We start from the raw sequence: 21,364 nt of genomic DNA on the forward strand, positions 1-21,364 counted from the left end.
CGTTCGTTTTTGTCATTGTTGCCAGAATCAAGTTTTTATAAAAAAGGAACCGAGTAAGAAAGCCATCTTTTTTACTCGGTTCCTTTTATTGAAAATAATCCTTGGTTTGGTCCATCAAGATTTGAAAGTCTGATTCCATTTTGTCTTTTGCCTCTGTTAGGGTAAACAAATAACCGTTGGGGTCTTTGATGGTCATTTCAAGGGCATTCCAAGGCTTTTCCATCAAAGGTTCCACGATCCACTTTTCGGGAATTTTTTGAGCGATATTCTGAAGATCATTCATCGCTACATTCAAAATTGCCCCATCGCCAACAGTGAACGAGTCTGCGGCAATCAGCATCAAATCTTGGTAGTCAGCAAGACGTAGATGGTCCATCGTCACTTGATTTTCTTGATTGCGAAACTGATACAATGACTGGAAACCCAAGATTTCTGCAAACCATTTTGATGATTGTTCAATATCGTTTGTCTTCAATTGATAAAACATTGGCATAACATAAACCTTCATTTTGACACCTCCTCTTGATTAGAGGATACCGCTTGACGCAGCGTCAAAGTCAATAGACAATTTCGTATTGAAGCAAAGCTTGAGAATGGCGTTTCTTTTGGACTTAAGTCAAGGAAAAATGGGCAATAATTGTTTGACTCACTTCATCAGGTGACAAGTGGGTATTGTTGATTTTCAGCGAAGGAATCGTTGGAAAAAGGGTAGTTAATTCCTGTGGCAGGCTTTCTAAGCGATAGTTTTCAAACGAAGACAAAAGCTCGTTTCTAGAAAAAGCCAGCGCTCTTTTTGACGGCTTTGCGGCTAAACGGTCCTCATGGCAATTGCGCTTTAAGCGTTCTTCAATATCAGCCACCAGTTCAATAAAATAAACCTTTTGCTGGGCATCGGTAAATAGTTGGGCGATCTCTTGTAAAAAAGCTAAATCTGCCGGTTGATCGAAACCAATCAAGACCGTAAAGATGATTGATTTTGTCGTATTGTTGGCTTCATTTTGAACAAAGGCTTTGAAGAGTTCGATCCGCGTTTGATTAGACAAAGCGAATGCTGCGGGGCTATAGCCAAGAAAGTTCGCAAAAAGATCAATGGTCTGGTGATTGAATAAAAGTTTTGCATCCAATCGTTTTTCCAGTTCTTTTCCCACAGTCATTTTCCCTACTGCTTGCGCGCCAATCAAGACAATCAATGACATCACAACACATCCTTTTTATCAATCGTAACAAAGGTGGGCTAGCGTGTAAATCGGTTCTTAGAAAGAAACGATTGAGAAGCTGGAGTTTTTCTTATGTGGAAATCCAAGATGTCTTTTTTTAGGTAAAAAGGAATGAGCGAAATTTCTCCGATAGAGGGAAAAAGATCATGCAACATAGCAGCATGGTCTGGAACAACAAAATGACCAACAGATTGATCGTTTCAAATCGTGAATAAAGATAAAAGTGGATCAGCCATTCAAATACATTGACAAAGACTAAATAAAGGTAGTGAGCTTTTTTTACTTTGCAGTTTTTTAACCAATAATAGCTTAAGTAATAATCCAACAAGACCATCAGTAGTAGAAAAAGTTTGCTGGTAAATGTTAGATTGTCATGCTGGGAGGCGAGTTTTTGAAAAAACAGCAAAAGTGTGGGCGTGGGAATATAAATGATCAATAGGGATAGAAAAAAATAGACAACAAAGGGCATAGGCATTCCTCCAAGATAGTAATAGAAAAAACATAGATAAATTAGCAAATTTGACCGTGCACGTCAATTGATTTCATTATCGAATATTTCGATAATGGATGTTTGGCATTGATTGAAGGAAAGTGGGGCATGGAAAGTCGGCGACCATTGATTCAACAAATCGCTGATAGTGAAGGATGATTTAGGGGGAAGGAAAAAGAAATACTCCCTTTTCTTAGGTTCTACAATATTTAGTGTTGGTGGAAAATCTACGGATTTTCTATTGACACTTTTTTTGTAAAAAAAGATAGAAAAAGAGATAGCCTAACTGGTAGAATTTAGTCGTCTAAAACAAAACCAAACCAAGAAAGGATATCTCCATGGATCATTGTACTAGAAAATTGTTAGGTTTAACAGATGAAAATTTATTCTTCGAAGAAGAATGGTTAGAGACAGTAGAAGAAGAGGGGTTTCGCATCAATCTTATCCATGCCAAACTTAGCTATATACCAAGCCATTGCCGTAAATGTGGCATCAAAAATGAAGGACAAATCATCAAGAATGGCTCACACAAAACAAAAGTTCAACTTTTGCCTTATCGAGACACCAAAACAGAATTACGCTTGGTACGTACGCGCTTTTACTGTAAAGAATGTCAGTCGACATTCAATGCTCAGACAAACTTGGTGGATGAAAACTGCTATCTTTCAAAAGAATTAAAGGTTCAAATCGCCTTGGAGCTGGCCAAGAATACAACAAGAAAAGAAATTGCCGATCGCTATTTTGTCTCTGACGTAACCGTTCTGCGTGTCCTACACACCTGTTTAAAAACGTATCATCCTCGTTTTGATACGTTACCTTCGGTCCTTTGTTTTGATGAGTTCAAATCAATGAAGTCCTGCAGCGGAAAAATGAGTTTTGTCTTTATGAATGGGCAGACCCAACAATTGATCGGCGTATTGGAGAATCGTCGCCTTGCATTCTTAAAACCATATTTCCTTAAATTCACCCGAAAAGCACGAGCGAACGTGAAATACGTCGTGATGGATATGAATGCCCCTTATTTTGAACTTGTAAAGGCGGTCTTCCCAAACGCAAAAATCGTGACCGATCGCTTTCACATTGTCCAACAAATCACTCGTGCGTTAAACCAGTTGCGAATTAAAACAATGAACAGCTTTCAAAAAACGGAACCGACAAAGTATCGACGATTGAAGCGATTCTGGAAATTGCTCCTTAAGCATGCTTATGATCTGGATAGTTCCAATTATCAATATGATCGATCCTTTCGTAGACCAATGACGCAAAAAGCGATCGTCGATGAACTTTTGAGTTATGACGAACAATTAACAAGGGCTTACGAGACTTGTCAGCTCCTCCTCTATCACTTTAAACACAAGGACAGCCAAAGCTTTTTCGATACGATCAACAGCTTAGATCAACGCCTCCCACAATGGTTTTGTAAGAAGCTGACGTTTTTAAATAAATACAAATTAGGGATTCAATATGCTTTAAAAACCAGGTATAGTAATGGGGCATTAGAAGGAAGAAACAACAAGATAAAAGTGATAAAACGAGTAGCCTACGGCTATCGAAATTTCCACAACTTTCGAGCAAGAATTTATCTCATTCAAGGCTTAATCTTCCAAGTAAAACAAAAACCAGTTAAGCAATCTGCCTAACTGGTTATGACTAAATTTTCAGTTGTATCTTTCTCTACCAACACTAAATGTCGAAGAGCCTTTTCTTAATGGAGAAGGGAGTAGAGGGAGTGATCTAACGGAAACATCTAGTCCCATGTTTCATTGAGTTTATCGGCATAGAACAAAAGTGCCTGTTGGTAAGATTGGATGTCTGGATCGCTAGAAGTTTCAGCAAGTAGGGTCAATAATCGTTTAGCGGCTTGCTCATACTCGGCGAGGTTAAACAGTGTCATGGCATAAAAGGTTTGCAAAGCATGATTTTTTGGAAACAGCTGCATCGCGTGTAAAAACACTTCTTCGGCTTTTCGATAATTGCCGAGGGCACGATAGGTGCTGCCTAGACCTAGGTAGGCATCTGGCAAGTCGTTTTCTGATAAACCTAACGCGATTGCTTGTTCATAATAAGGAATTGCCTGTTGTTCTTCCCCTAAAAGATCATAACTCCAAGCCGTTTGGTACTGCGCAAAGGCATCTTGGGGATTTTCGGCAGCTAATTGAATCAATTGTTCATTTGATTGTTGCAGCTTTTTTTCAGCCCGCAGTTGGATCGCAGCAGCTAGTCGTTCATTCATTGGTTCGAAGCTCCTTTTCAAATAGTAGAAAATGACTCGGATAACTTGCGAGCATAGCTAAGAGGAAAGATCAGCCCAGCTTTCACCCGCAAAAGAAAAACCGCATGCTTCATACAGTTTGTAAGCTGGCTGGTTTTCAACCGTCACTACCAGATAAAGGTGAGTGAGTCCCATGTTTTTTGCTCGTTGGATCACTTCATTCATCAGCAGCTTGGATAAGCCGTTGCCTTTAAAGGCTGCGTCCATAACGACAAATAATAACAGTGGAATTTTTTGAAAAGTGCTTGTCACTATGGCGCCAATCGGATAGTCTTCCTTCAGTAATTGAAAAGAGAGTTCTGGAATCAAAGGGCCGTATTTGCCTTCAGCAGTTTCTCTAAGTTCCTTTTGCCAATCAGCGATCGATTCTCCTTCATCATCGATGGTTTCATGGTAAGCGGAATAGAAAAGTTCTGCAACTCTTGGTGAATCTGTGGGAAAGGCGTTAAAAGAAAAGCTGGCTTCAGCTTGACGACTGGAGGCATGCTGTAAGTCACACGACATAATGATTCGTTTCATTAGAGGACTCCTCTCTCGTTGTTTTGGCTTAATTTAGCAGAAGGTCACTTTGTCAGTGTTGCTTGTTTCTCATAACTTCCCAAATGATGCGAATTCCTTCGTAGATTGCAGTGATGACAGCAACCAGAAACAAAAAAGACATGTAGTGGATCAAAAAAGCGAGCTGAAACCACAAGCCATAGACCATCGGTAGGACGACGAGCAAACAAATTCCCAATTCGATGTTTCGCTTTCTTCTAATTTGAAACCAACGTTCATCTGACATCTATTGTTTCCTCCTACTATTTTTTAATCGATCATTTTAGATAATAAAAATTGAAAAAAATGTGATATTTTGCGAAAAGTCACTAGAAATTATCTGAATATTTTGGTAATATTTGATAGAAAGCAAGATATAAAAGACGTTATTGTATATTTTGACTTATTTTTCCCAGAAAGGCAAGGGGTGAGAATGGAGAGAATGCCAATGTATTTAAAAAATGGACTTCCATTGACCCTGGAACCCGGGAAAATTTATACATGCCTTTATCGAGGTGGTTATTTTATTTGTGAAGAAAAGGGTCAACCACTGCTATCAATAAAAAAGAAGTAAAATAAGCGAACTTCTCACTTAAGATTTGTCAGGGATCGAATAAGTTGTTGGAACTATTATCTCCTTTTGGGTACCAATCAAATGATGTCCAGCATTTTCAAAAATCTTAACGTTCTTCGTTCATACCAATCTAACGTTATAAATTGATTTTAACCGATTTCAATTTATTAAAAACAATCCGATCCCTGGCAAATGTTAGGTGAAAAGATATGGATTTAGCAGGAGAATCAGTAACAGATGAAAAACGCTTTTTTCTCACAAAAGATGATTTCACTTGAATAGAACACTTTTTTTTGCTATAATAGTTCAGGAATTGAAAAATAAAATAGACAAAGGTTGAGCATTTTTTATGCTTCAAGGATCAGGTTTGCCAAGGGGTGAGGCAAACATTCTTGGAGGAATGCTGGCCTTTTTTCATATCAGCATACTTCTTCGTGAGGTATGCTTTTTTTGTTTATTTTTCAGTTGAGAATACAAATCATTATAGGAGGGGAATCGATGAGAGAAGCTTTGACTCGTTTACGAGAAGCAGAAGAAGCCAATGAACAGCAATTGCGCGCTTTGAAAGAAGAACTGCAGTCGGAAGAAGCGCAGCAGCAACAAGCATTGCAAGAGCGGGCTGCCGCTTTGGAAGAGGCACTTGCTCAAGAACAAGCATCAGTCGAAGACCAGTTGCAACAGTCACTAGAAACACAAAAGCAGCAGCTGGTAAAAGAGAACCAGCAAGTGTTAGATCGTTACCAAAAAAATATGCAAAGCTTCCAAGAGCAAGCGGTTCAACAGATCGTTGAAGGAGTGATCGGGACTTATGGCAGTAACCAAACTAAATAAACTAACGTTGATCACCCCGAAGCACTACCAAGAAAGGTTATTGACGAAGCTGCAAACGATGCAGTTTGTTGAAATCGAGAACGTATTTGAGCAGGAAGCGAACGAAACTTGGCTGCGGGAATTTTTTGCAGGAGCCACCCCAGAAGGTGCTTCTCATCAACCGATGATTCGTCGACTGCAAGAAGCGATCCGCTTTATTCGTCAAAATGGTGATGCGAAAAAAGGCACGGAATGGCAACGAGATGCCTTGCGGCTGTCGGACTTTGAAACAAGCTTCGATGAAGCCGCAGCATTAACGGAGCTGGTTGAAGTCGAGAATTTGCAGGAGCGCTGGGTAGAGACGATCGAAGCGATCGAAGCAGCGACGCAGTCGGAAGAATGGGCGACACAATGGCAAAATCTTGACGTACCCTTGGAGATCGAAGCGCCTGCACATACAAGTTTTTTTGCTGGGAGTGTCGAAGGTCCACGCTGGGAAGATCTAGCTGAAGCCTTGCGTCAATTGGAAGAGGTTCATATCGAAGTGATCTATTCTGAACCCAAAAAAGTCAATTTCAGCTGCCTGTTTTTAACAGCGATCGAAGAGCAAGTGTTCCAATTGTTTCACCGATATGGGGTGAAGAAAGAAACTGGCCTGACATCCGAATCACCAAAAGTGGTTTTGCAAAATACGAAACAAGCCTTGACTTCCTTGACGCAGCAGCGCAAAGAACTGATTACAGAAATCAGTCAGCACAAACAACGGCTGATCCTGCTGCAGCAAGCGGAAGAACTGTTTTTGACTCGTGAGAATCGGGCAATGATGCAACAGCGCTTAGCAGCTGGTCAGACCTTTGCCCTCTTGCGCGGCTGGATCGAAGAAAAGGATCAGCCGTTAGTGGCGGAAATGGTCCAAGAATCCTTTGCCAACGAGATTTACTATTCATTTGAAGAACCCACTGCAGAGGAGATCGCTGCCAATCAAGTGCCAACGAAACTAAAAAACGCCTCGTTTATTCAACCCTTTGAAATGTTGACGGAAATGTACAGCTTGCCAAAATACGATGAGATCGATCCAACCCCATGGATGACGCCTTTTTACTATGTTTTCTTTGGTATGATGGTGGCTGACTTAGGTTATGGTGCATTAATGGCTGTCGCGACCACGATTGGGCTACACGCCTTGCGTTTGCCCAAAGGGACCAAACGGTTTCTGAAATTGTTCCAGATTTTGTCTGTGCCAACTATGATTTGGGGCGCAATCTACGGCTCCTTCTTTGGTGCTACATTGCCCTTCCAACTTTTATCGCCCTCCGAAGATTTTATGGCGATCTTTGGTCTATCCATGATTTTTGGTGGGATCCAACTGTTTACAGGCCTTTATTTAGCAGCCAAAGAAAATATCCGCAAAAAGGATCTTTTAGGTGCAGTCAACGAAGGCTTTGCGTGGCTAGGACTTTTGAGTGGTCTTTTAGTGGCAGCCGCAGGCAATCTTTTGATCGATGTCCCAGCACTAACAACCGTCGGCTTGATTTTAGCAGGCTTTAGTGCCTTATTGATCATCGTGGTACCGATTCTGAAAGGGAAAACCAAAGTGGGCGGCTTCTTTTTAGGCTTGTATGACTTATACGGTGTGACCAGTTACATCGGCGACTTTGTCAGCTATAGCCGCTTGATGGCATTAGGGATCTCTGGTGGGAGTATCGCAGCAGCCTTCAACTTATTGGTGGGCTATTTGCCGCCAGCCGCTCGTTTTTCTGTAGGCATTCTCTTATTGGTTGTCCTACAAGCTTTAAACATCTTTTTATCGTTACTGAGTGCGTATGTGCATGCCGCTCGTTTACAATATGTAGAGTTTTTCGGAAAATTTTTCACTGGTGGGGGGCGCCAATTTGAAACCTTTAAGCCAAGTGAGAAATACGTTGATTTTGATAAAGAAAATGGAGGAGACAATAAATGATTGATTACTTAATTAATAATAATGGTGGTATGGTGTTTGCAATTATCGGAATGGGGATCGCTACAATCTTTTCTGGGATCGGTTCAGCCAAAGGGGTGGGGCAAACTGGTGAAGCAGCGGCAGCCTTAACGACGAATCAGCCGGAGAAGTTTGGACAAGCCTTGATTTTACAATTGCTTCCCGGAACGCAAGGACTATACGGATTCGTTATTGCGTTTATGATCTATGGTAGCTTAAGTGGTGAAATGTCGACAGTGACTGGTATGGCGTACTTGATGGCATCACTGCCAGTTGCCTTTACTGGCTTATTCTCAGGAATGGCCCAAGGGAAGGTTGCTGCAGCTGGGATTCAAATTTTAGCGAAGAAACCAGAGCATTTCTTTAAAGGGGTTATGTTCTCAGTAATGGTTGAGATGTATGCCATCTTAGGCTTTGTTATTTCTTTCTTACTTTTAGGAACGATTTAAAGGGGGCGAAGGTATGGATGCAATCGACAAAATGATTGCTGAACTAGACCAAGAAGCGCAGACAAAACGGGAACGTTTGGCTGCCGCTGAACGTGCTAGGATCAGTGAAACGATGGCACGTGACTGGGCGAAAAAAGAGTCGGACTTGCAGCTTCGTGCCCAGCAAGCAAAAAAGCAAGCCGAAAAAAATTATCAGCAAGCGCTGAATCGCCAAGCAAGTGCCGCTAAGCAGCAGCAAATGGTGAAACAAAACGAATACCTGACACAACTTTTTGAGCAAGCGTATCAACAAATGGTTGCCTGGACGCCAGAAGAGCTGCAGTCATTTGCTGAAAATGTGCTGCAACAGCTGCCGATCAGCGGGACGGTGACCTTCCACGCTGGTCCTGAGCAAGCAGCCCATCTAGATGCCGCTTGGCTTACGTCTTGTCAATCAAAACTACCGTATCAAATCAAAGCAGGCGCACCATTGACAGAAGCAGGCTTTTTGGTGGATGACAACGGCATTCAATACAATTTTACCTATCAGGTTTTGCTTGATGAATACAAGAAAGAAACCCGGGAACGGTGGTTGCAGATCATACAACAAGGAGGTTGATCCATGAGGAACTATCATCAATTGAATCCAATCATTCGGCTGAAAGAGATGACGTTGCTAAAGCCGCAAGAAGTCGAACAAATGATTGCGGCAAAAGGGTTTGCTGAAGTCGAAGCTGTCTTGCAGCAGACCCATTATCAACGCTATTTGAAGCCAGATTTTCATGAACGATTCGAAACCTATCTCGATGAAGAATTGTTAAAGACGATCAAAGAATTGGCCGAGCTGGTTCCTGATCAAGAGATCCTCCGACTGTATATGATGCCTTTTACTTTCCATAATCTAAAAGTCTTGACCAAAGAGTCAGTCACTGGAAAAGATTATGATCATCTACTGATCGAAGATGGTTTTTACACGATCGATGAGTGTCGGACCGCCATCAAAACGGGAAGCTCAGAGGTATTGCCTGAGAAAATCGTGACTACGATCCAAGAAGTGCGGGAGTACTTAGAAGGCGGCGCCGTGCTGCAAGGCATCGATATCATTTACGATCGCCGGTATTTACATGAACAACGGCGACTGGCAGATGAAATCAAGATCCCTGAGCTACAAGAAGCTGTCATCAAGATGATCGATCTGACCAATATAACGATTGCCGCTCGTTGTGTACTTCAAAAACGATCGCGTAGTTTTATGGAGGCAGTCTTAGTGAGTGTCGGCAGTATCCCGAAAGAAGAATTTTTAGCGTTTGCGGATGCGTCCTATAGTGACTTTTTAGCCTTCTTATTAGAAAGTGATTATCAGGAAGTGTTGCGGCCTTTGATTCATGAACAGGTGATCGACTTTGCTGGCTTGGCACTTTTACAAGACAATTTGATCACAGAAAGCTATGGCCAAGCCCAAACAGATGCTTTAGGACCACTGCCTTTACTCGCATTTTTGAATGCTAAGGTTTTGGAACTGCAAAATCTGCGTATCTTGCTAGTAGGCAAACGCAGTGGCTTTACGGAAGAACAACTCAGAGAAAGGATGCGGCACTATGACTCATAAAATCGGCGTAATCGGCGAGAAAGAATCCGTCATTCCTTTTCAACTATTTGGCTTTCAGGTCTGCTATGCCTCGGAAGAAAAAGAAGTGAAGCAGGCGCTGGCAAAATTAATGAAGAACAGTACGATCATCTACCTGACTGAAAAATGTGCCGAGCTGATTCCCGATGAATTAGCAAAAGTCCAACAAAAAATGACACCTGCAGTCATCTTGATTCCTGATTATGATGGTTCCCGAGGAATCGGCAAGCGAATGATTCAAGAAAATGTCGAAAAAGCAGTTGGACAAAACATACTATAGAGAGGAGCCGATGTTGTGGAAAAAGGAACAATTATTAAAGTATCTGGTCCATTGGTGCTAGCCAAAAATATGGGCCATGCAAGTTTAGAAGATATCTGTTATGTAGGAGATTTAGGCGTGGTCGGTGAGATCATCGAAATGCGCGGCGACGTCGCTTCGATCCAAGTCTATGAAGAAACGTCTGGGATCGGACCTGGTGAACCAGTCGAAACCACCGGTGAACCGCTATCCGTCGAATTGGCGCCTGGGATCATGTCACAAATGTTTGATGGCATCCAACGTCCCTTAGAAACCTTCATGTCTGTCACCCAAAGCAACTTCTTGACGCGTGGGGTGCAATTGCCTGCGTTGGATCATGAGAAAAAGTGGCCCTTTGTACCGACAGTCGAAGTCGGCGCAGTAGTCAGTACCGGGATGGTCATCGGCACCGTGCAAGAAACACCGTTGATCAATCACAAGATCATGGTTCCTCATGGCGTTTCAGGAACAGTCAAGGCTGTTTATGCGGGGGAATTTACCATCGATGAAACGATTTATGTTTTAGATACACCCAAAGGAGAACGGTCTTTCACGATGCTGCAAAAATGGCCCGTTCGTCATAGCCGTCCAGTAAAGCAAAAACTGAATCCAGTCGAACCAATGATTACTGGCCAGCGAGTGATCGACACCTTCTTTCCAATCGCTAAGGGCGGGGCGTCAGCCGTTCCAGGACCTTTTGGTGCAGGGAAAACTGTCGTTCAGCACCAAATCGCCAAATGGGCGGATGTCGATCTGGTCGTCTATGTCGGTTGCGGCGAACGCGGCAATGAAATGACCGATGTAATGAACGAGTTTCCAGAGTTGATCGACCCTCGTAGTGGTGAATCTTTAATGGCGAGAACCGTGTTGATCGCTAACACCTCCAATATGCCGGTAGCCGCTCGGGAAGCGTCGATTTATACTGGGATCACGATTGCGGAATACTTCCGAGACATGGGGTATTCAGTGGCGATCATGGCGGATTCCACCTCACGTTGGGCAGAAGCACTGCGAGAAATGTCTGGTCGTCTGGAAGAAATGCCTGGGGATGAAGGGTATCCAGCTTACTTAGGCAGCCGCTTGGCAGAGTATTATGAGCGTTCTGGAAAAGCGATTTGCTTAGGTTCTGATCAAGAAGGCAGTATCACTGCCATCAGCGCCGTTTCACCATCAGGCGGCGATATTTCAGAACCAGTTACCCAAAATACGTTGCGGGTCGTAAAAGTCTTTTGGGGCTTAGATGCCACTTTAGCGCAAAAGCGTCATTTTCCATCGATCGATTGGTTGAAGAGCTATTCATTATACGAAAACGAATTGGGTGCCTTTTTGGACCAACAAATGCAAGTAGATTGGTCCAAACAAGTAACAGAAGCCATGCGGATGCTGCAAAAAGAATCTGAGTTGTCAGAGATCGTTCGACTTGTCGGCATCGACGCTTTGTCCGAAAAAGATCAGTTATTGCTGGAAACCACCAAATCATTGAGAGAAGATTTCTTGCAGCAAAACGCTTTTGACGACGTCGATACGTTTACCTCTCGTGAAAAGCAGTTCAAAATGCTGGAAACGATCTTGCTGCTCCACAAAGAAGCGGAAGATGCGTTGACACTAGGTGCGTACCTTTCAGAAATCTATGCAGGAACCGAAGAATTGCGAGACAAAGTGGCACGTATGAAGTACTTGCCTGAAACGGAATTAGCAAAAATTCCTGCTTTGCATCAAGAGATCAAAGCAACGATGAAAGAAATTTTACAGAAGGGAGACCGCACCGATGATCAAGGAATATAAAACGATTGGAGAAGTCGTCGGACCATTGATGGCCGTCGATCGCGTCTCCGGTGTCAAATACGAAGAGTTGATCGAAGTCCGCATGCAAAACGGCGAAACGCGGCAAGGACAAGTACTGGAGATCCAAGAAGACAAAGCGTTGGTCCAAATTTTTGAAGGAACCGGCGGGATCAATTTGCGGGAATCTGCGGTGCGTTTCTTAGGACATCCTTTGGAATTAGGCGTTTCCGAGCAAATGATCGGGCGAGTTTTTGACGGTTTAGGTCGGGTCAAAGATGGCGGAGTAGAGATCGTCCCAGAAAAATTTATGGACATCAACGGCGAAGTGATCAATCCAGCAGCGCGGGATTATCCTGATGAGTTTATTCAAACGGGGATCTCATCGATCGACCACTTGAATACGCTCGTTCGGGGACAAAAGCTGCCGATTTTTTCTGGTTCTGGTCTGCCTCATAAAGAATTGGCTTCGCAAATTGCGCGTCAAGCACAAGTGTTGAACTCGGAAGACGATTTCGCTGTTGTGTTTGCTGGCATCGGGATCACCTTTGAAGAAGCAGAATATTTCATGGAAGATTTTCGTCAAACTGGCGCCATCGACCATTCTGTCGTCTTTATGAATCTAGCCAATGACCCAGCGATCGAGCGGATCGCTACTCCCCGAATGGCACTGACGGCAGCCGAATACTTGGCTTATGAAAAGGGCATGCATGTCTTGGTGATCATGACGGATATGACCAACTACTGTGAAGCTTTGCGGGAGATCTCCTCTGCTCGTCGTGAAGTGCCAGGACGTCGGGGCTATCCTGGGTATCTTTATACCAATCTATCCACGTTATATGAACGTGCGGGACGGATTCGCGGCTTGAAAGGTTCAGTGACCCAGCTACCGATTTTGACCATGCCAGAAGATGACAAAACCCATCCGATTCCCGATTTGACCGGCTATATCACCGAAGGACAAATCATCTTGTCTCGTGATTTGTATAAAAACGGCATCCAGCCACCCATCGATGTCTTGCCGTCATTGTCACGGTTAAAAGATAAAGGGACCGGTGAAGGAAAAACCCGTAAAGACCATGCCGCAACGATGAACCAGTTGTTTTCTGCCTATGCTCAAGGAAAGCAAGCCAAGGAATTGGCAGTCGTTTTAGGAGAATCGGCATTGTCGGAAGTAGATAAAACCTATGCCAAATTTGCGGAACGCTTCGAAAATGAATACTTGAACCAAGGGTATCGCACCAACCGTTCGATTATCGAAACCTTGGAATTAGGGTGGGAATTATTGGCGATGCTGCCAAAAGTCGAGCTGAAGCGGATCAGCGATGCCCTACTGGCGGAATACTTACCGGGAGAGGAGAACAATGGCGCAAAAAACCGTTAATCCAACCCGCATGGAGCTGTCGCGCCTCAGCAAACAATTGGCGACAGCCAAACGCGGACACAAATTATTAAAAGACAAACAAGACGAACTCATGCGTCAATTTATTGAATTGATCAAAAAGAATGACCGCTTGCGTAAAGAAGTCGAAGAACAATTGCAGCGTGCCATGAAGGCATTTCGCTTAGCCAATGCCACGATCAATGAAAAATACATTGAAGAAATGTTTATTTTACCAGCAACTGAAGTCTCCCTTGAATTGTCCACGAAAAACATCATGAGTGTGGAAGTGCCAGTGATGCATTTTGATTACGACGATACGGTGATGCAAGCGCCGATCGAGTACGGCTTTTTGAATTCCAATGTTCCGTTAGATAATGCTGTCGCCCGTTTTACTGACGTCATGCCGAAGCTGTTGGAGCTAACGGAAATCGAAAAGACCTGTCAATTGATGGCAGGGGAAATCGAACGGACGCGCCGACGCGTCAATGCCCTAGAATATTTGACGATTCCCGAGCTGGAAGAAGCCATTTATGGAATCAAAATGCGGCTGGAAGAAAATGAACGAGCAAACGTAACAAGAATGATCAAAGTGAAGAATAAATCAAAATAAAATGGTATGATAAGAGAAAAAACAAATGCAATAAACTTGGATTACTAAGACATTGGTTTTTGCAAAAGGTCAAAGGAAATGAAAATGAAAAAAAGAAATCGTTTGAAAAAAAAGCTGGCATCGCAACGCTTTTTGATTCCGCAGATCGTCACACTGGTCTTCGTTTTGCTGATATTGGCAGGAACTGGCTTGCTGATGCTGCCGGCTGTCACCCAAAGTGGTGAAGGCACCAAATTTTTAGATGCGCTGTTTACTGCCACATCGGCTGTTTGCGTGACGGGTCTTTCGACCTTGACCGTAGCCGATCATTACAACCTGTGGGGCCAAGGGATCTTGCTGATGCTGATTGAGATCGGTGGGATCGGCTTCATGTCGATTCCCGTCTTCTTTTACATCTTGGCGAGAAAAAGAGTCCATCTTAGTACTCGGATGATTTTGCGGGAATCATTGAATCTGGACCGAATGTCTGGAGAAATCCATTTGGCATGGTACCTGATTCGGATCGCCTTTTTGATCCAAGTCAGTGGGATCATCTTGCTGGCTTTTGCATTCGTGCCCCGTTTTGGTTGGGAGCAAGGCCTTTGGTACAGTGTTTTTCATGCGATCTCGGCCTTTTGTAATGCTGGGTTTGATTTGTTCGGCAACAGCATGGTAGGGTTTCAAAACGACCCATTTGTGCTGGGGGTCGTCAGTTTCTTGATCATCGCAGGTGGTCTGGGGTTTCTCGTTTGGTTCGATCTCCTGCATACGGCGTCCAAAAAAAGGTCCCTGCATAGCCGCTTGGCATGGATCGCTATGATCGTTTTGGTGGTTTTTGGAACGGCAGGGTTCTTTTTGACCGAAGCCAATTCACAGTTGATCACGGGTGACTCGGTCATCGAACGTTTTTTCCAATACCTCTTCTTAGCGGTCACCCCAAGAACCGCTGGATTTTTTAGTATTGATTACGGACAAATGAGTCAAGCAGGCCTGATGCTGACGATGATTTTAATGTATATCGGCGGCACCTCTGGATCAACTGCTGGGGGATTGAAGACAACGACATTTGCGGTTTTGATCATCAAGATCCGCAGCTTATTGAAAGGGCGCAGTCGAGCGGAAGTTTTTGGTCGCACGATCAAAGAATCTGCTGTATCGCGTGCCTTTACGTTGTTCTTTCTTACCTTGACGTTATGCTTCGTAGCGATTTTCTTATTGTCGATCACTGAGAGTATGCCGCAAACCCCAAACTTTGGGTTGCCAACCATTGCCTTTGAAGTTTTTTCCGCTTTTGGAACGGTGGGATTGACCATGGGGTTGACGCCTTACTTGTCGGTTTTTGGCAAACTTTTGATCATTTTTTTGATGTTCATTGGTCGAGTCGGCATCATGACCGTTGCTTTTTCATTGATGAAAAAAGCCAACAAACAAGAAGCTGGCTACAAATATCCTGATGAAACCGTGATGATCGGGTAACGAAACAGGGAAACGAAGCGTGCTTCGTTTCCCTGTTTTTCGTTTATTGAAGTACTTCTAACATCACATCTCGTTGGTCATCGCTGACATTTCCCGCATAGTTCGGCGTGATCAAAGATAGACCACCCTCCTTATTTGTAAATAGGTACAGGTTTTGGTTAAAATCAGGATTGCTATTGGGTGTGATCTCTTTTGCAAAGGTCAACTGGGTATTCACTTTTACTGTACGAATCCCATTGTCATTTGCTGAAAAGATGCGAATCTCCTTTGTTGCGATCGTATCGACTTGTGCTTCATAACTAATTCTGTCGGGAATCGAAATGATCATTGGAGTCGTATTTTGAATCGTGACAGTATCTGGTACATTGAAACCGTTGAAGTGAAAAGTCAGTGTAGGGCCATATTGGGAAAGATCAACGGCATATGGAAACTCGTTGGAAGCTGAGCTTGCTGTCGTTTGCATTGTGTCAGAGTGGTCCGTCGATTGCTGGCTTGTGGTCGAAGTTTTTGAAGTAGAGGTTGACGCTAAGGAGCTGCTTTCAGTCGTTTGCGTCGACGTACTTTGTTTGCTTTCAGTAGACACACGACTCTGGCTTAGCTCGCTGGTTGACTGCGCGGTATCTTTTTCGTTGTTACAACCTGTCAAAAGCCCCAAACTGACGAGTGTTAGTGCCCCAATCAAAGAAAATGTTTTTTTCATCGTTTGCTTCATCCTTTCCTTAGAATATTAGAACATCTAAAACAAGCAAATTATTGTGTCGGAATGCACAATTTTGCTGATATAGTGCTTAAATATTCTTTGGTGTTAAAGCTATTGTAGTATAGAATATTGAGAAAGAACAGGTAGTTTTTGCTGAATTTTTCGTCAATTCTATCATAAAACATTCATGAACGCCCGCAGTAGCTGGCTAATTTTGTATAATAAAGTGTTAGCCTTTTCTGGCGACTTGCGTAACGCAGGGATCTAGATTAAAATACCTTGGTATAGAAGAATGGATGGTGAAGAGGATGGAAAAAGAACGGATGGGGCAATGGTTAGCCTTTACGAATCAGCATCAAGCGATCGAAGCTCGTTTGGAGCAAGCCCTCAAAGCAGAAAGCAATCTGTCTTTGAATGAGTATTACGTGCTTTATTACTTAGAAAAGACCCCCAATCATAGCATGCGCCTCAATGATTTGATCGCCCATTTTGATCTGAGTCAAAGTGCGATGTCACGTATGATCATGCGCATGGAAGACAAGCTGTGCGGTGTGATCGAACGGCATTCTTGTCAAGATGATAAGCGGGGGATCTATATTGATTTGACCCAATCAGGGGAAAAGAAACTGCAGCGTTCAAAAGTCGTTTTTGAAAAAGTCTTGGAGGAAATGCTAGACTAATGATGTTTTTCACTTGTTTTCTCCTTGATTCTTTTGTAATATAGATGCATGTGCATGTATATTTTGATAAAGGGAAAAAAGATGCACCGATTTGCTTTAAGGATCTCCTTGGGCAACTAAGCCAGTCAGATCCACAAAGCGAAATGAATCCAATGGAAAAGGTGGGAAACCCATGCGAAATGTAACAGACAAAGCAACATTTAAGCGCGGATTACAGTTGAAAAATCGAATCATTATGGCACCAATGACGACCAAGATGTCCTTCTTTGATGGGGTGATTACGAAAGATGAGTTGGCTTACTATGGCTTACGCTCTGGGGAAGTCGGAGCAGTCATCACAGCGGCAGCCAATGTCCAAGAAGATGGCAAGGGCTGGGAAGGGGAATTAGGCGCTTATGACGATGCCTTTTTACCTGGATTAAGCAAATTAGCCAGCACCATCAAAACAAATGGGACCAAAGCCATTTTACAGATTTTTCATGCCGGTCGGATGACGGATGACTCAGTTCTACGAGGCACACAACCCATATCCGCCAGCGCGGTTGCAGCTGAACGACCAAATGCCCAAGTTCCCCGAGAAGTTACGGTGGATGAGATATTAGCGATTATTGAAAACTTTAAAAAAGCTACCGAACGGGCGATCAAGGCGGGGTTTGATGGCGTAGAACTCCACGGAGCCAATACGTATTTGATTCAACAATTCTTTTCTCCTCACTCAAATCGTCGATCCGATGAATGGGGTGGCTCACTAGAGAACCGTTATCGTTTTATTGAGAAGCTCGTCGATGAAGTATTGGAAACAGTAGACCAATCAGGTGTGAAGGAGTTTATCGTCGGTTATCGGTTTTCACCGGAAGAATTCGAAGAACCAGGGATTCGCTTTGAAGATACGTTGTTCTTAGTGGACCAACTGGCAGAAAAAGGATTAGACTATCTGCACATTTCTCTTGCGGATTATACCCGTAAATCGATTTCAAAAGCGTATCAAGAAAAATCGATGTTGATGTATGTCTATGAAAAAATCGCTCAGCGGGTTCCTTTGATTGGTGTAGGGGATGTCCGAACGTCGAAAGATGCCGCGGGCTTGCTAGAACATGCAGATTTTGTTGCAGTGGGGCGGGCATTATTGATCGATCCTCATTGGGGACAAAAAGTCTTAGACGGTCAAGATGAGTTGATCCGCACCACGGTTTCTCCTTACGAACGTGAGGAACTCGTATTACAAAATGGCGTTTGGGGTTTTATGGAAAACATGATGCCAGATCGCCTAAATGAAGAAAAATAAGCAGACAACCACCTTTGCCTTGGGCGAAGGTGGTTTTTTGGTAAAACGAGAGGAACGATCCGATTATTTTCAATTATGACCATCATTCTTTATAATTGGTGTAACGGAAAGCGCTTACTTTATTTTTATGCTGATGGGGATGAGGAGAGAATCATATTGGAGGGAGAAAAATGAAAAAAAGTGGCTTGTTCTTGCTAGTATTTTTCACAGGGTTGTTGTTTGCTGGTTGTGGAGGAAATCAAGAAACAGCAGATTCACAAGATTTTGCCAGTACAGATGAGAATACGCTGACTGTTTGGGCTTGGGACACAAATTTTAATATTCCAATTATGGAAAAAGCCGGGGAATATTACAATGCGGACAATGATGCAATCGACCTTAATGTCGTCGAGATGTCCAACGAGGATACCAAGCAAAAAATGGTTTCATCCTTTACTTCAGGGGTCTCCGAAGGTTTGCCAGACATCGTTTTGATGGATGACTATGATGTGCAGAACTATTTGCTAAACTACGAAGGAAAATTTGCAGAATTATCGGAAGACATTGACTTTGACCAATTTGCTCCTTACAAAGTAACGAATGCGACCTATCAAGAAGGCGTTTATGCGGTTCCCTTTGATTCAGGTTCTGCTGGACTCTACTACCGCAAAGAGTATTTAAGTGAAGCGGGGATCGATGAAAGGGAACTCACCAATCTAACCTGGTCTAAATTTGTGGAGATTGGTGAGACAGTCAAAGAAAAAACGGGGAAATGGTTCGTCGCGTTTATTCCAAATCGCGGCACTCATTATATCCAGATGGCAATGCAGTCAGCCGGATTATGGTATTTTGATGAAGACGGAAACATATTCTTGAAAGACAATCCTGCTATTCGTGAAATGCTGCCAATCCTGAAGAAGATCGAAGAAAAAGAGTTGGCAAAACCAGTAGATTATTTTGCGCCAGAAGGGATCGGTGCAGTGACGAGTGGAGAAGTGGCGGCAGTCAATTCAGCCGTCTGGTTTTCAGCGACGATCCGATCCGCAGAAGATCAAAAAGGAAAATGGGGCTATACGAATCTTCCCCAATTAGAGACAGTGTCTGGAGCGACACCTTACTCGAACTTGGGTGGCTCTAGCTGGTTGGTGCTTAATGACTCACCAAATAAAGCGTTGGCCATTGATTTTCTCAAACAAGAATTTGCTGGGAATGATGAATTCTATCAAGAGATTTTAGTAGAAAATGGGGCAGTGGGGACTTACCTACCCTCACAAGAAGGAGAAGCTTATCAATATGAAGATCCTTTCTTTAATGACGCCCCAATCTATAAAGATTTCTCCAGTTGGATGGCGGACATCCCCGCCGTTGATTACGGGGTAAATACCCAAGCGGCAGTGGATGCCTTGCGTGGGGGAATGCAAAGCTATTTTGATGGTGCCATGTCCTTAGATGATATGTTGACGGAAGCAGAAAACACCTACAAGATGCAAGTCGGCGAATAGCCGACTTGTGTTGCTTAAGGAGTGATGAATATGCAAAATACGATCAGAAAAAAGCGCCCCAAAAACCAACAAGTCTGGGGATTTATTGGCCTTTCTTTAGTATTCAGTAGTGTCTTTTTGCTGTATCCCATCGTCTATTCCTTATACCTTTCCCTGCATCGTATGCAGGGACTGCAATCGGTTTTTGTCGGCTTCGGCAATTACCTGCGTATGCTGCAGGATACGATTTTTCAAAAAGCTTTACTCAATAATTTTATCTTTCTGATCTTTCAAGTACCAATCATGGTGTTATTGGGTCTTCTGCTGGCGTTTGTTTTGAACACGCCGAAGCTTGTAGGACGCACCTTCTTTAAATTGGCGTTGTTTCTACCCTGTGTCACCTCGCTGGTTTCCTATGCAGTTTTATTTAAAATGATGTTTCAAATTGGCGGGATCGTTAATCAAGGGCTGCTGAACATTGGCTTGATCACGCAACCGCTAGATTGGCTAAATAATCCGTTTTTAGCAAAACTGACCGTTATTATTGCCCTGTGCTGGCGTTGGACAGGCTATAACATGATTTTTTATTTGGCAGGATTGCAAAATATCTCGGATGACACTTTAGAAGCTGCTGCGATCGATGGGGCGAATGGGTTTCAAAAGTTCTTTTTCGTAGTGATCCCGCAGCTGAAGCCGGTGATCGTTTTTACAACCATCACCTCCACCATTGGGACGATCCAGCTCTTTGATGAAGTGGTGAATCTAACAGGTGGTGGCCCATCCAATGAGACGTTGACTGTCGCCCAACTGATCTATAATCACTCCTTTGTCTATACGTCAAATTTTGGGTATTCGGCTACGCTGTCGTGGGTCTTAGTGATCATCATCGCTCTTTTATCTGTGATCCAGTTGAAACTCTCGAAAACGAATCAATAAAAGCGATAGAAAGGAGCAGCTATGAAAGTTACTTTAAGTGGATGCATAAAATATGGTTTTTTACTGATTGTCTCGTTTTTTTCGATTTTTCCGTTTTACTGGATGATGGTGGGCTCTACCAATACCGCCAATCAAGTTGCCGAAGGGAAGCTGACTTTTGGGAATCAGCTAGCAAGCAATTTTCAGGTGCTGTTCAGCAATTACGACATCCCATTGATCATGTGGAATTCCATCAAGATTTCATTGATCACCGTCCTTGTCAGTCTACTGGTCACTTCTTTGGCTGCCTTTGGATTTGAGAAGTTTCGAACGCGGGCGAGTGAAGGGATTTATGCGGTTTTTCTGCTATGTATGATGGTGCCACTGGCAACTTTGGTGATCCCGTTGTTTAAAATGATGGCAGGAATGCAGCTAGTCAATCAGCACGTGGCGGTCATTTTGCCATTGGTCAATAACCTGTTTCTGATTTTCTTTTTTCGCCAGAACTTCAAGTCTTTTCCTGACGGTATTTTAGATGCGAGTCGCATCGAGGGGGCAACAGAGTACACGATATTTTTCCGGATCGTTTTCCCTATGATGCGCTCGACCTATGCTGCCGCTGCCATCTATGCCTTTATGAACGCATGGAACAGCTATTTGCTACCACTGGTCTTTTTGCAAACGGAAAGTCGTCAAACCATGACATTGCTGATTTCCAATTTATCGTCAGCCAGTTACGTACCAAATTATGGCGTTCAAATGCTGGCGATCGTGATTGCAACGATCCCAACGTTGGTATTGTTTTTGTTTATGCAAAAAGGCTTTGTGAAAGGCATGACCGGTTCTTTGAAACTATAAGTAG

General features: G+C 43.3%; 23 protein-coding genes and 1 other annotated feature. Of the genes, 16 read left to right on the plus strand and 7 right to left on the minus strand.

From position 1 onward, the window contains the following. Positions 1–85: 85 nt before the first annotated feature. The 3 genes from IGK14_RS05070 to IGK14_RS05080 all read right to left on the minus strand — a co-directional run bounded on the left by IGK14_RS05070 (position 86) and on the right by IGK14_RS05080 (position 1,686). Positions 86–508 (minus strand): VOC family protein, encoded by a 423-nt coding sequence (locus IGK14_RS05070; protein WP_438711725.1) that lies wholly within the window; start codon positions 506–508, stop codon positions 86–88. 103 nt (positions 509–611) lie between these two features. Then, positions 612–1,196, minus strand: coding sequence for a hypothetical protein (locus tag IGK14_RS05075; RefSeq protein WP_438711726.1), 585 nt, complete (start codon positions 1,194–1,196; stop codon positions 612–614). 118 nt (positions 1,197–1,314) lie between these two features. After that, positions 1,315–1,686: a hypothetical protein gene (locus tag IGK14_RS05080; RefSeq protein ID WP_438711728.1), complete on the minus strand. Its 372-nt coding sequence runs from the start codon at positions 1,684–1,686 to the stop codon at positions 1,315–1,317. 359 nt (positions 1,687–2,045) lie between these two features. On the opposite strand from IGK14_RS05080, the gene IGK14_RS05085 reads away from it, so the two are divergent. Continuing rightward, the gene (locus IGK14_RS05085; RefSeq protein WP_016249826.1) at positions 2,046–3,347 is read left to right on the plus strand and encodes an ISL3 family transposase; all 1,302 of its coding nucleotides are present in this window, start codon (positions 2,046–2,048) and stop codon (positions 3,345–3,347) included. A gap of 107 nt (positions 3,348–3,454) precedes the next feature. Here the strand turns inward: IGK14_RS05085 and IGK14_RS05090 are convergent, their stop codons facing one another. From IGK14_RS05090 to IGK14_RS05100, 3 genes are read right to left on the minus strand one after another with little or no spacing between them, the layout of a single operon-like run. Further along, on the minus strand, positions 3,455–3,940 hold the full coding sequence (locus IGK14_RS05090) for a tetratricopeptide repeat protein (RefSeq protein ID WP_438711730.1): 486 nt from the start codon (positions 3,938–3,940) through the stop codon (positions 3,455–3,457). 57 nt (positions 3,941–3,997) lie between these two features. Next, on the minus strand, positions 3,998–4,498 hold the full coding sequence (locus IGK14_RS05095; RefSeq protein ID WP_438711732.1) for a GNAT family N-acetyltransferase: 501 nt from the start codon (positions 4,496–4,498) through the stop codon (positions 3,998–4,000). Between the two features lie 52 nt (positions 4,499–4,550). Next, complete coding sequence (locus tag IGK14_RS05100; protein WP_438711734.1) at positions 4,551–4,763, minus strand: hypothetical protein; 213 nt, start codon at positions 4,761–4,763, stop codon at positions 4,551–4,553. A gap of 661 nt (positions 4,764–5,424) precedes the next feature. Beyond that, positions 5,425–5,478 (plus strand) — a sequence feature (sodium ion sensor (DUF1646 type); this cis-regulatory element may regulate processes involved in with the transportation of sodium ions). 110 nt (positions 5,479–5,588) lie between these two features. On the opposite strand from IGK14_RS05100, the gene IGK14_RS05105 reads away from it, so the two are divergent. The 10 genes from IGK14_RS05105 (at position 5,589) to IGK14_RS05150 (ending at position 15,462) form a co-directional block, all read left to right on the plus strand. Beyond that, a complete protein-coding gene (locus IGK14_RS05105) occupies positions 5,589–5,921 on the plus strand; it encodes a V-type ATPase, subunit F family protein (protein WP_438711736.1) in 333 nt (110 codons plus the stop codon). Then, complete coding sequence (locus IGK14_RS05110) at positions 5,899–7,860, plus strand: V-type ATP synthase subunit I (protein WP_005225566.1); 1,962 nt, start codon at positions 5,899–5,901, stop codon at positions 7,858–7,860. Before IGK14_RS05105 ends, IGK14_RS05110 begins: the two co-directional genes overlap by 23 nt. Further along, the gene (locus IGK14_RS05115) at positions 7,857–8,327 is read left to right on the plus strand and encodes a V-type ATP synthase subunit K (RefSeq protein ID WP_005225567.1); all 471 of its coding nucleotides are present in this window, start codon (positions 7,857–7,859) and stop codon (positions 8,325–8,327) included. Before IGK14_RS05110 ends, IGK14_RS05115 begins: the two co-directional genes overlap by 4 nt. 13 nt (positions 8,328–8,340) lie before the next feature. After that, positions 8,341–8,925 carry a hypothetical protein gene (locus IGK14_RS05120; RefSeq protein WP_005225568.1) on the plus strand — a complete coding sequence of 195 codons (585 nt, stop codon included), beginning with the start codon at positions 8,341–8,343 and terminating at the stop codon, positions 8,923–8,925. 3 nt (positions 8,926–8,928) lie between these two features. After that, entirely contained in the window at positions 8,929–9,915 is a 987-nt protein-coding gene (locus tag IGK14_RS05125; protein ID WP_438711739.1) for a V-type ATPase subunit, read from the plus strand. Then, positions 9,905–10,213, plus strand: a complete 309-nt coding sequence (locus IGK14_RS05130; RefSeq protein WP_005225570.1) for a V-type ATP synthase subunit F — start codon at positions 9,905–9,907, stop codon at positions 10,211–10,213. Before IGK14_RS05125 ends, IGK14_RS05130 begins: the two co-directional genes overlap by 11 nt. A gap of 15 nt (positions 10,214–10,228) precedes the next feature. Next, on the plus strand, positions 10,229–12,016 hold the full coding sequence (locus IGK14_RS05135) for a V-type ATP synthase subunit A (RefSeq protein WP_016608179.1): 1,788 nt from the start codon (positions 10,229–10,231) through the stop codon (positions 12,014–12,016). Further along, positions 12,000–13,397 (plus strand): V-type ATP synthase subunit B, encoded by a 1,398-nt coding sequence (locus tag IGK14_RS05140; RefSeq protein WP_010747828.1) that lies wholly within the window; start codon positions 12,000–12,002, stop codon positions 13,395–13,397. The genes IGK14_RS05135 and IGK14_RS05140 overlap by 17 nt, the downstream gene beginning before the upstream one ends. Next, positions 13,378–14,007: a V-type ATP synthase subunit D gene (locus tag IGK14_RS05145; protein ID WP_010747829.1), complete on the plus strand. Its 630-nt coding sequence runs from the start codon at positions 13,378–13,380 to the stop codon at positions 14,005–14,007. The genes IGK14_RS05140 and IGK14_RS05145 overlap by 20 nt, the downstream gene beginning before the upstream one ends. Before the next feature lie 78 nt (positions 14,008–14,085). Next, positions 14,086–15,462: a TrkH family potassium uptake protein gene (locus tag IGK14_RS05150; protein ID WP_438711742.1), complete on the plus strand. Its 1,377-nt coding sequence runs from the start codon at positions 14,086–14,088 to the stop codon at positions 15,460–15,462. Between the two features lie 43 nt (positions 15,463–15,505). Here the strand turns inward: IGK14_RS05150 and IGK14_RS05155 are convergent, their stop codons facing one another. Further along, positions 15,506–16,162, minus strand: coding sequence for a hypothetical protein (locus tag IGK14_RS05155; RefSeq protein WP_034868420.1), 657 nt, complete (start codon positions 16,160–16,162; stop codon positions 15,506–15,508). Between the two features lie 308 nt (positions 16,163–16,470). Between IGK14_RS05155 and IGK14_RS05160 the strand changes: the two genes are divergently transcribed. The 5 genes from IGK14_RS05160 to IGK14_RS05180 all read left to right on the plus strand — a co-directional run bounded on the left by IGK14_RS05160 (position 16,471) and on the right by IGK14_RS05180 (position 21,360). Then, positions 16,471–16,842 (plus strand): MarR family winged helix-turn-helix transcriptional regulator, encoded by a 372-nt coding sequence (locus IGK14_RS05160; RefSeq protein ID WP_010747832.1) that lies wholly within the window; start codon positions 16,471–16,473, stop codon positions 16,840–16,842. A 172-nt stretch (positions 16,843–17,014) separates the two neighbouring features. After that, positions 17,015–18,127, plus strand: coding sequence for an NADH-dependent flavin oxidoreductase (locus tag IGK14_RS05165; RefSeq protein WP_438711745.1), 1,113 nt, complete (start codon positions 17,015–17,017; stop codon positions 18,125–18,127). 170 nt (positions 18,128–18,297) lie between these two features. Then, positions 18,298–19,608, plus strand: a complete 1,311-nt coding sequence (locus IGK14_RS05170) for an ABC transporter substrate-binding protein (protein WP_438711746.1) — start codon at positions 18,298–18,300, stop codon at positions 19,606–19,608. 30 nt (positions 19,609–19,638) lie between these two features. After that, positions 19,639–20,523, plus strand: coding sequence for a carbohydrate ABC transporter permease (locus IGK14_RS05175; RefSeq protein ID WP_438711748.1), 885 nt, complete (start codon positions 19,639–19,641; stop codon positions 20,521–20,523). 21 nt (positions 20,524–20,544) lie between these two features. Further along, a complete protein-coding gene (locus IGK14_RS05180; protein WP_015509354.1) occupies positions 20,545–21,360 on the plus strand; it encodes a carbohydrate ABC transporter permease in 816 nt (271 codons plus the stop codon). The last annotated feature ends 4 nt before the right edge of the window (positions 21,361–21,364 follow it).

Origin of the sequence: Enterococcus sp. DIV0970a (assembly GCF_051711265.1) — a bacterium.
GTDB classification, from domain to species: domain Bacteria; phylum Bacillota; class Bacilli; order Lactobacillales; family Enterococcaceae; genus Enterococcus_D; species Enterococcus_D casseliflavus.

Coding starts and splice junctions, on each gene's coding strand:
- IGK14_RS05070 (WP_438711725.1), bottom strand. CDS start 508: ATGAAGGTTTATGTTATGCCAATGTTTTATCAATTGAAGACAAACGAT.
- IGK14_RS05075 (WP_438711726.1), bottom strand. CDS start 1,196: ATGTCATTGATTGTCTTGATTGGCGCGCAAGCAGTAGGGAAAATGACT.
- IGK14_RS05080 (WP_438711728.1), bottom strand. CDS start 1,686: ATGCCCTTTGTTGTCTATTTTTTTCTATCCCTATTGATCATTTATATT.
- IGK14_RS05085 (WP_016249826.1), top strand. CDS start 2,046: ATGGATCATTGTACTAGAAAATTGTTAGGTTTAACAGATGAAAATTTA.
- IGK14_RS05090 (WP_438711730.1), bottom strand. CDS start 3,940: ATGAATGAACGACTAGCTGCTGCGATCCAACTGCGGGCTGAAAAAAAG.
- IGK14_RS05095 (WP_438711732.1), bottom strand. CDS start 4,498: ATGAAACGAATCATTATGTCGTGTGACTTACAGCATGCCTCCAGTCGT.
- IGK14_RS05100 (WP_438711734.1), bottom strand. CDS start 4,763: ATGTCAGATGAACGTTGGTTTCAAATTAGAAGAAAGCGAAACATCGAA.
- IGK14_RS05105 (WP_438711736.1), top strand. CDS start 5,589: ATGAGAGAAGCTTTGACTCGTTTACGAGAAGCAGAAGAAGCCAATGAA.
- IGK14_RS05110 (WP_005225566.1), top strand. CDS start 5,899: ATGGCAGTAACCAAACTAAATAAACTAACGTTGATCACCCCGAAGCAC.
- IGK14_RS05115 (WP_005225567.1), top strand. CDS start 7,857: ATGATTGATTACTTAATTAATAATAATGGTGGTATGGTGTTTGCAATT.
- IGK14_RS05120 (WP_005225568.1), top strand. CDS start 8,341: ATGGATGCAATCGACAAAATGATTGCTGAACTAGACCAAGAAGCGCAG.
- IGK14_RS05125 (WP_438711739.1), top strand. CDS start 8,929: ATGAGGAACTATCATCAATTGAATCCAATCATTCGGCTGAAAGAGATG.
- IGK14_RS05130 (WP_005225570.1), top strand. CDS start 9,905: ATGACTCATAAAATCGGCGTAATCGGCGAGAAAGAATCCGTCATTCCT.
- IGK14_RS05140 (WP_010747828.1), top strand. CDS start 12,000: ATGATCAAGGAATATAAAACGATTGGAGAAGTCGTCGGACCATTGATG.
- IGK14_RS05145 (WP_010747829.1), top strand. CDS start 13,378: ATGGCGCAAAAAACCGTTAATCCAACCCGCATGGAGCTGTCGCGCCTC.
- IGK14_RS05150 (WP_438711742.1), top strand. CDS start 14,086: ATGAAAATGAAAAAAAGAAATCGTTTGAAAAAAAAGCTGGCATCGCAA.
- IGK14_RS05155 (WP_034868420.1), bottom strand. CDS start 16,162: ATGAAAAAAACATTTTCTTTGATTGGGGCACTAACACTCGTCAGTTTG.
- IGK14_RS05160 (WP_010747832.1), top strand. CDS start 16,471: ATGGAAAAAGAACGGATGGGGCAATGGTTAGCCTTTACGAATCAGCAT.
- IGK14_RS05165 (WP_438711745.1), top strand. CDS start 17,015: ATGCGAAATGTAACAGACAAAGCAACATTTAAGCGCGGATTACAGTTG.
- IGK14_RS05170 (WP_438711746.1), top strand. CDS start 18,298: ATGAAAAAAAGTGGCTTGTTCTTGCTAGTATTTTTCACAGGGTTGTTG.
- IGK14_RS05175 (WP_438711748.1), top strand. CDS start 19,639: ATGCAAAATACGATCAGAAAAAAGCGCCCCAAAAACCAACAAGTCTGG.
- IGK14_RS05180 (WP_015509354.1), top strand. CDS start 20,545: ATGAAAGTTACTTTAAGTGGATGCATAAAATATGGTTTTTTACTGATT.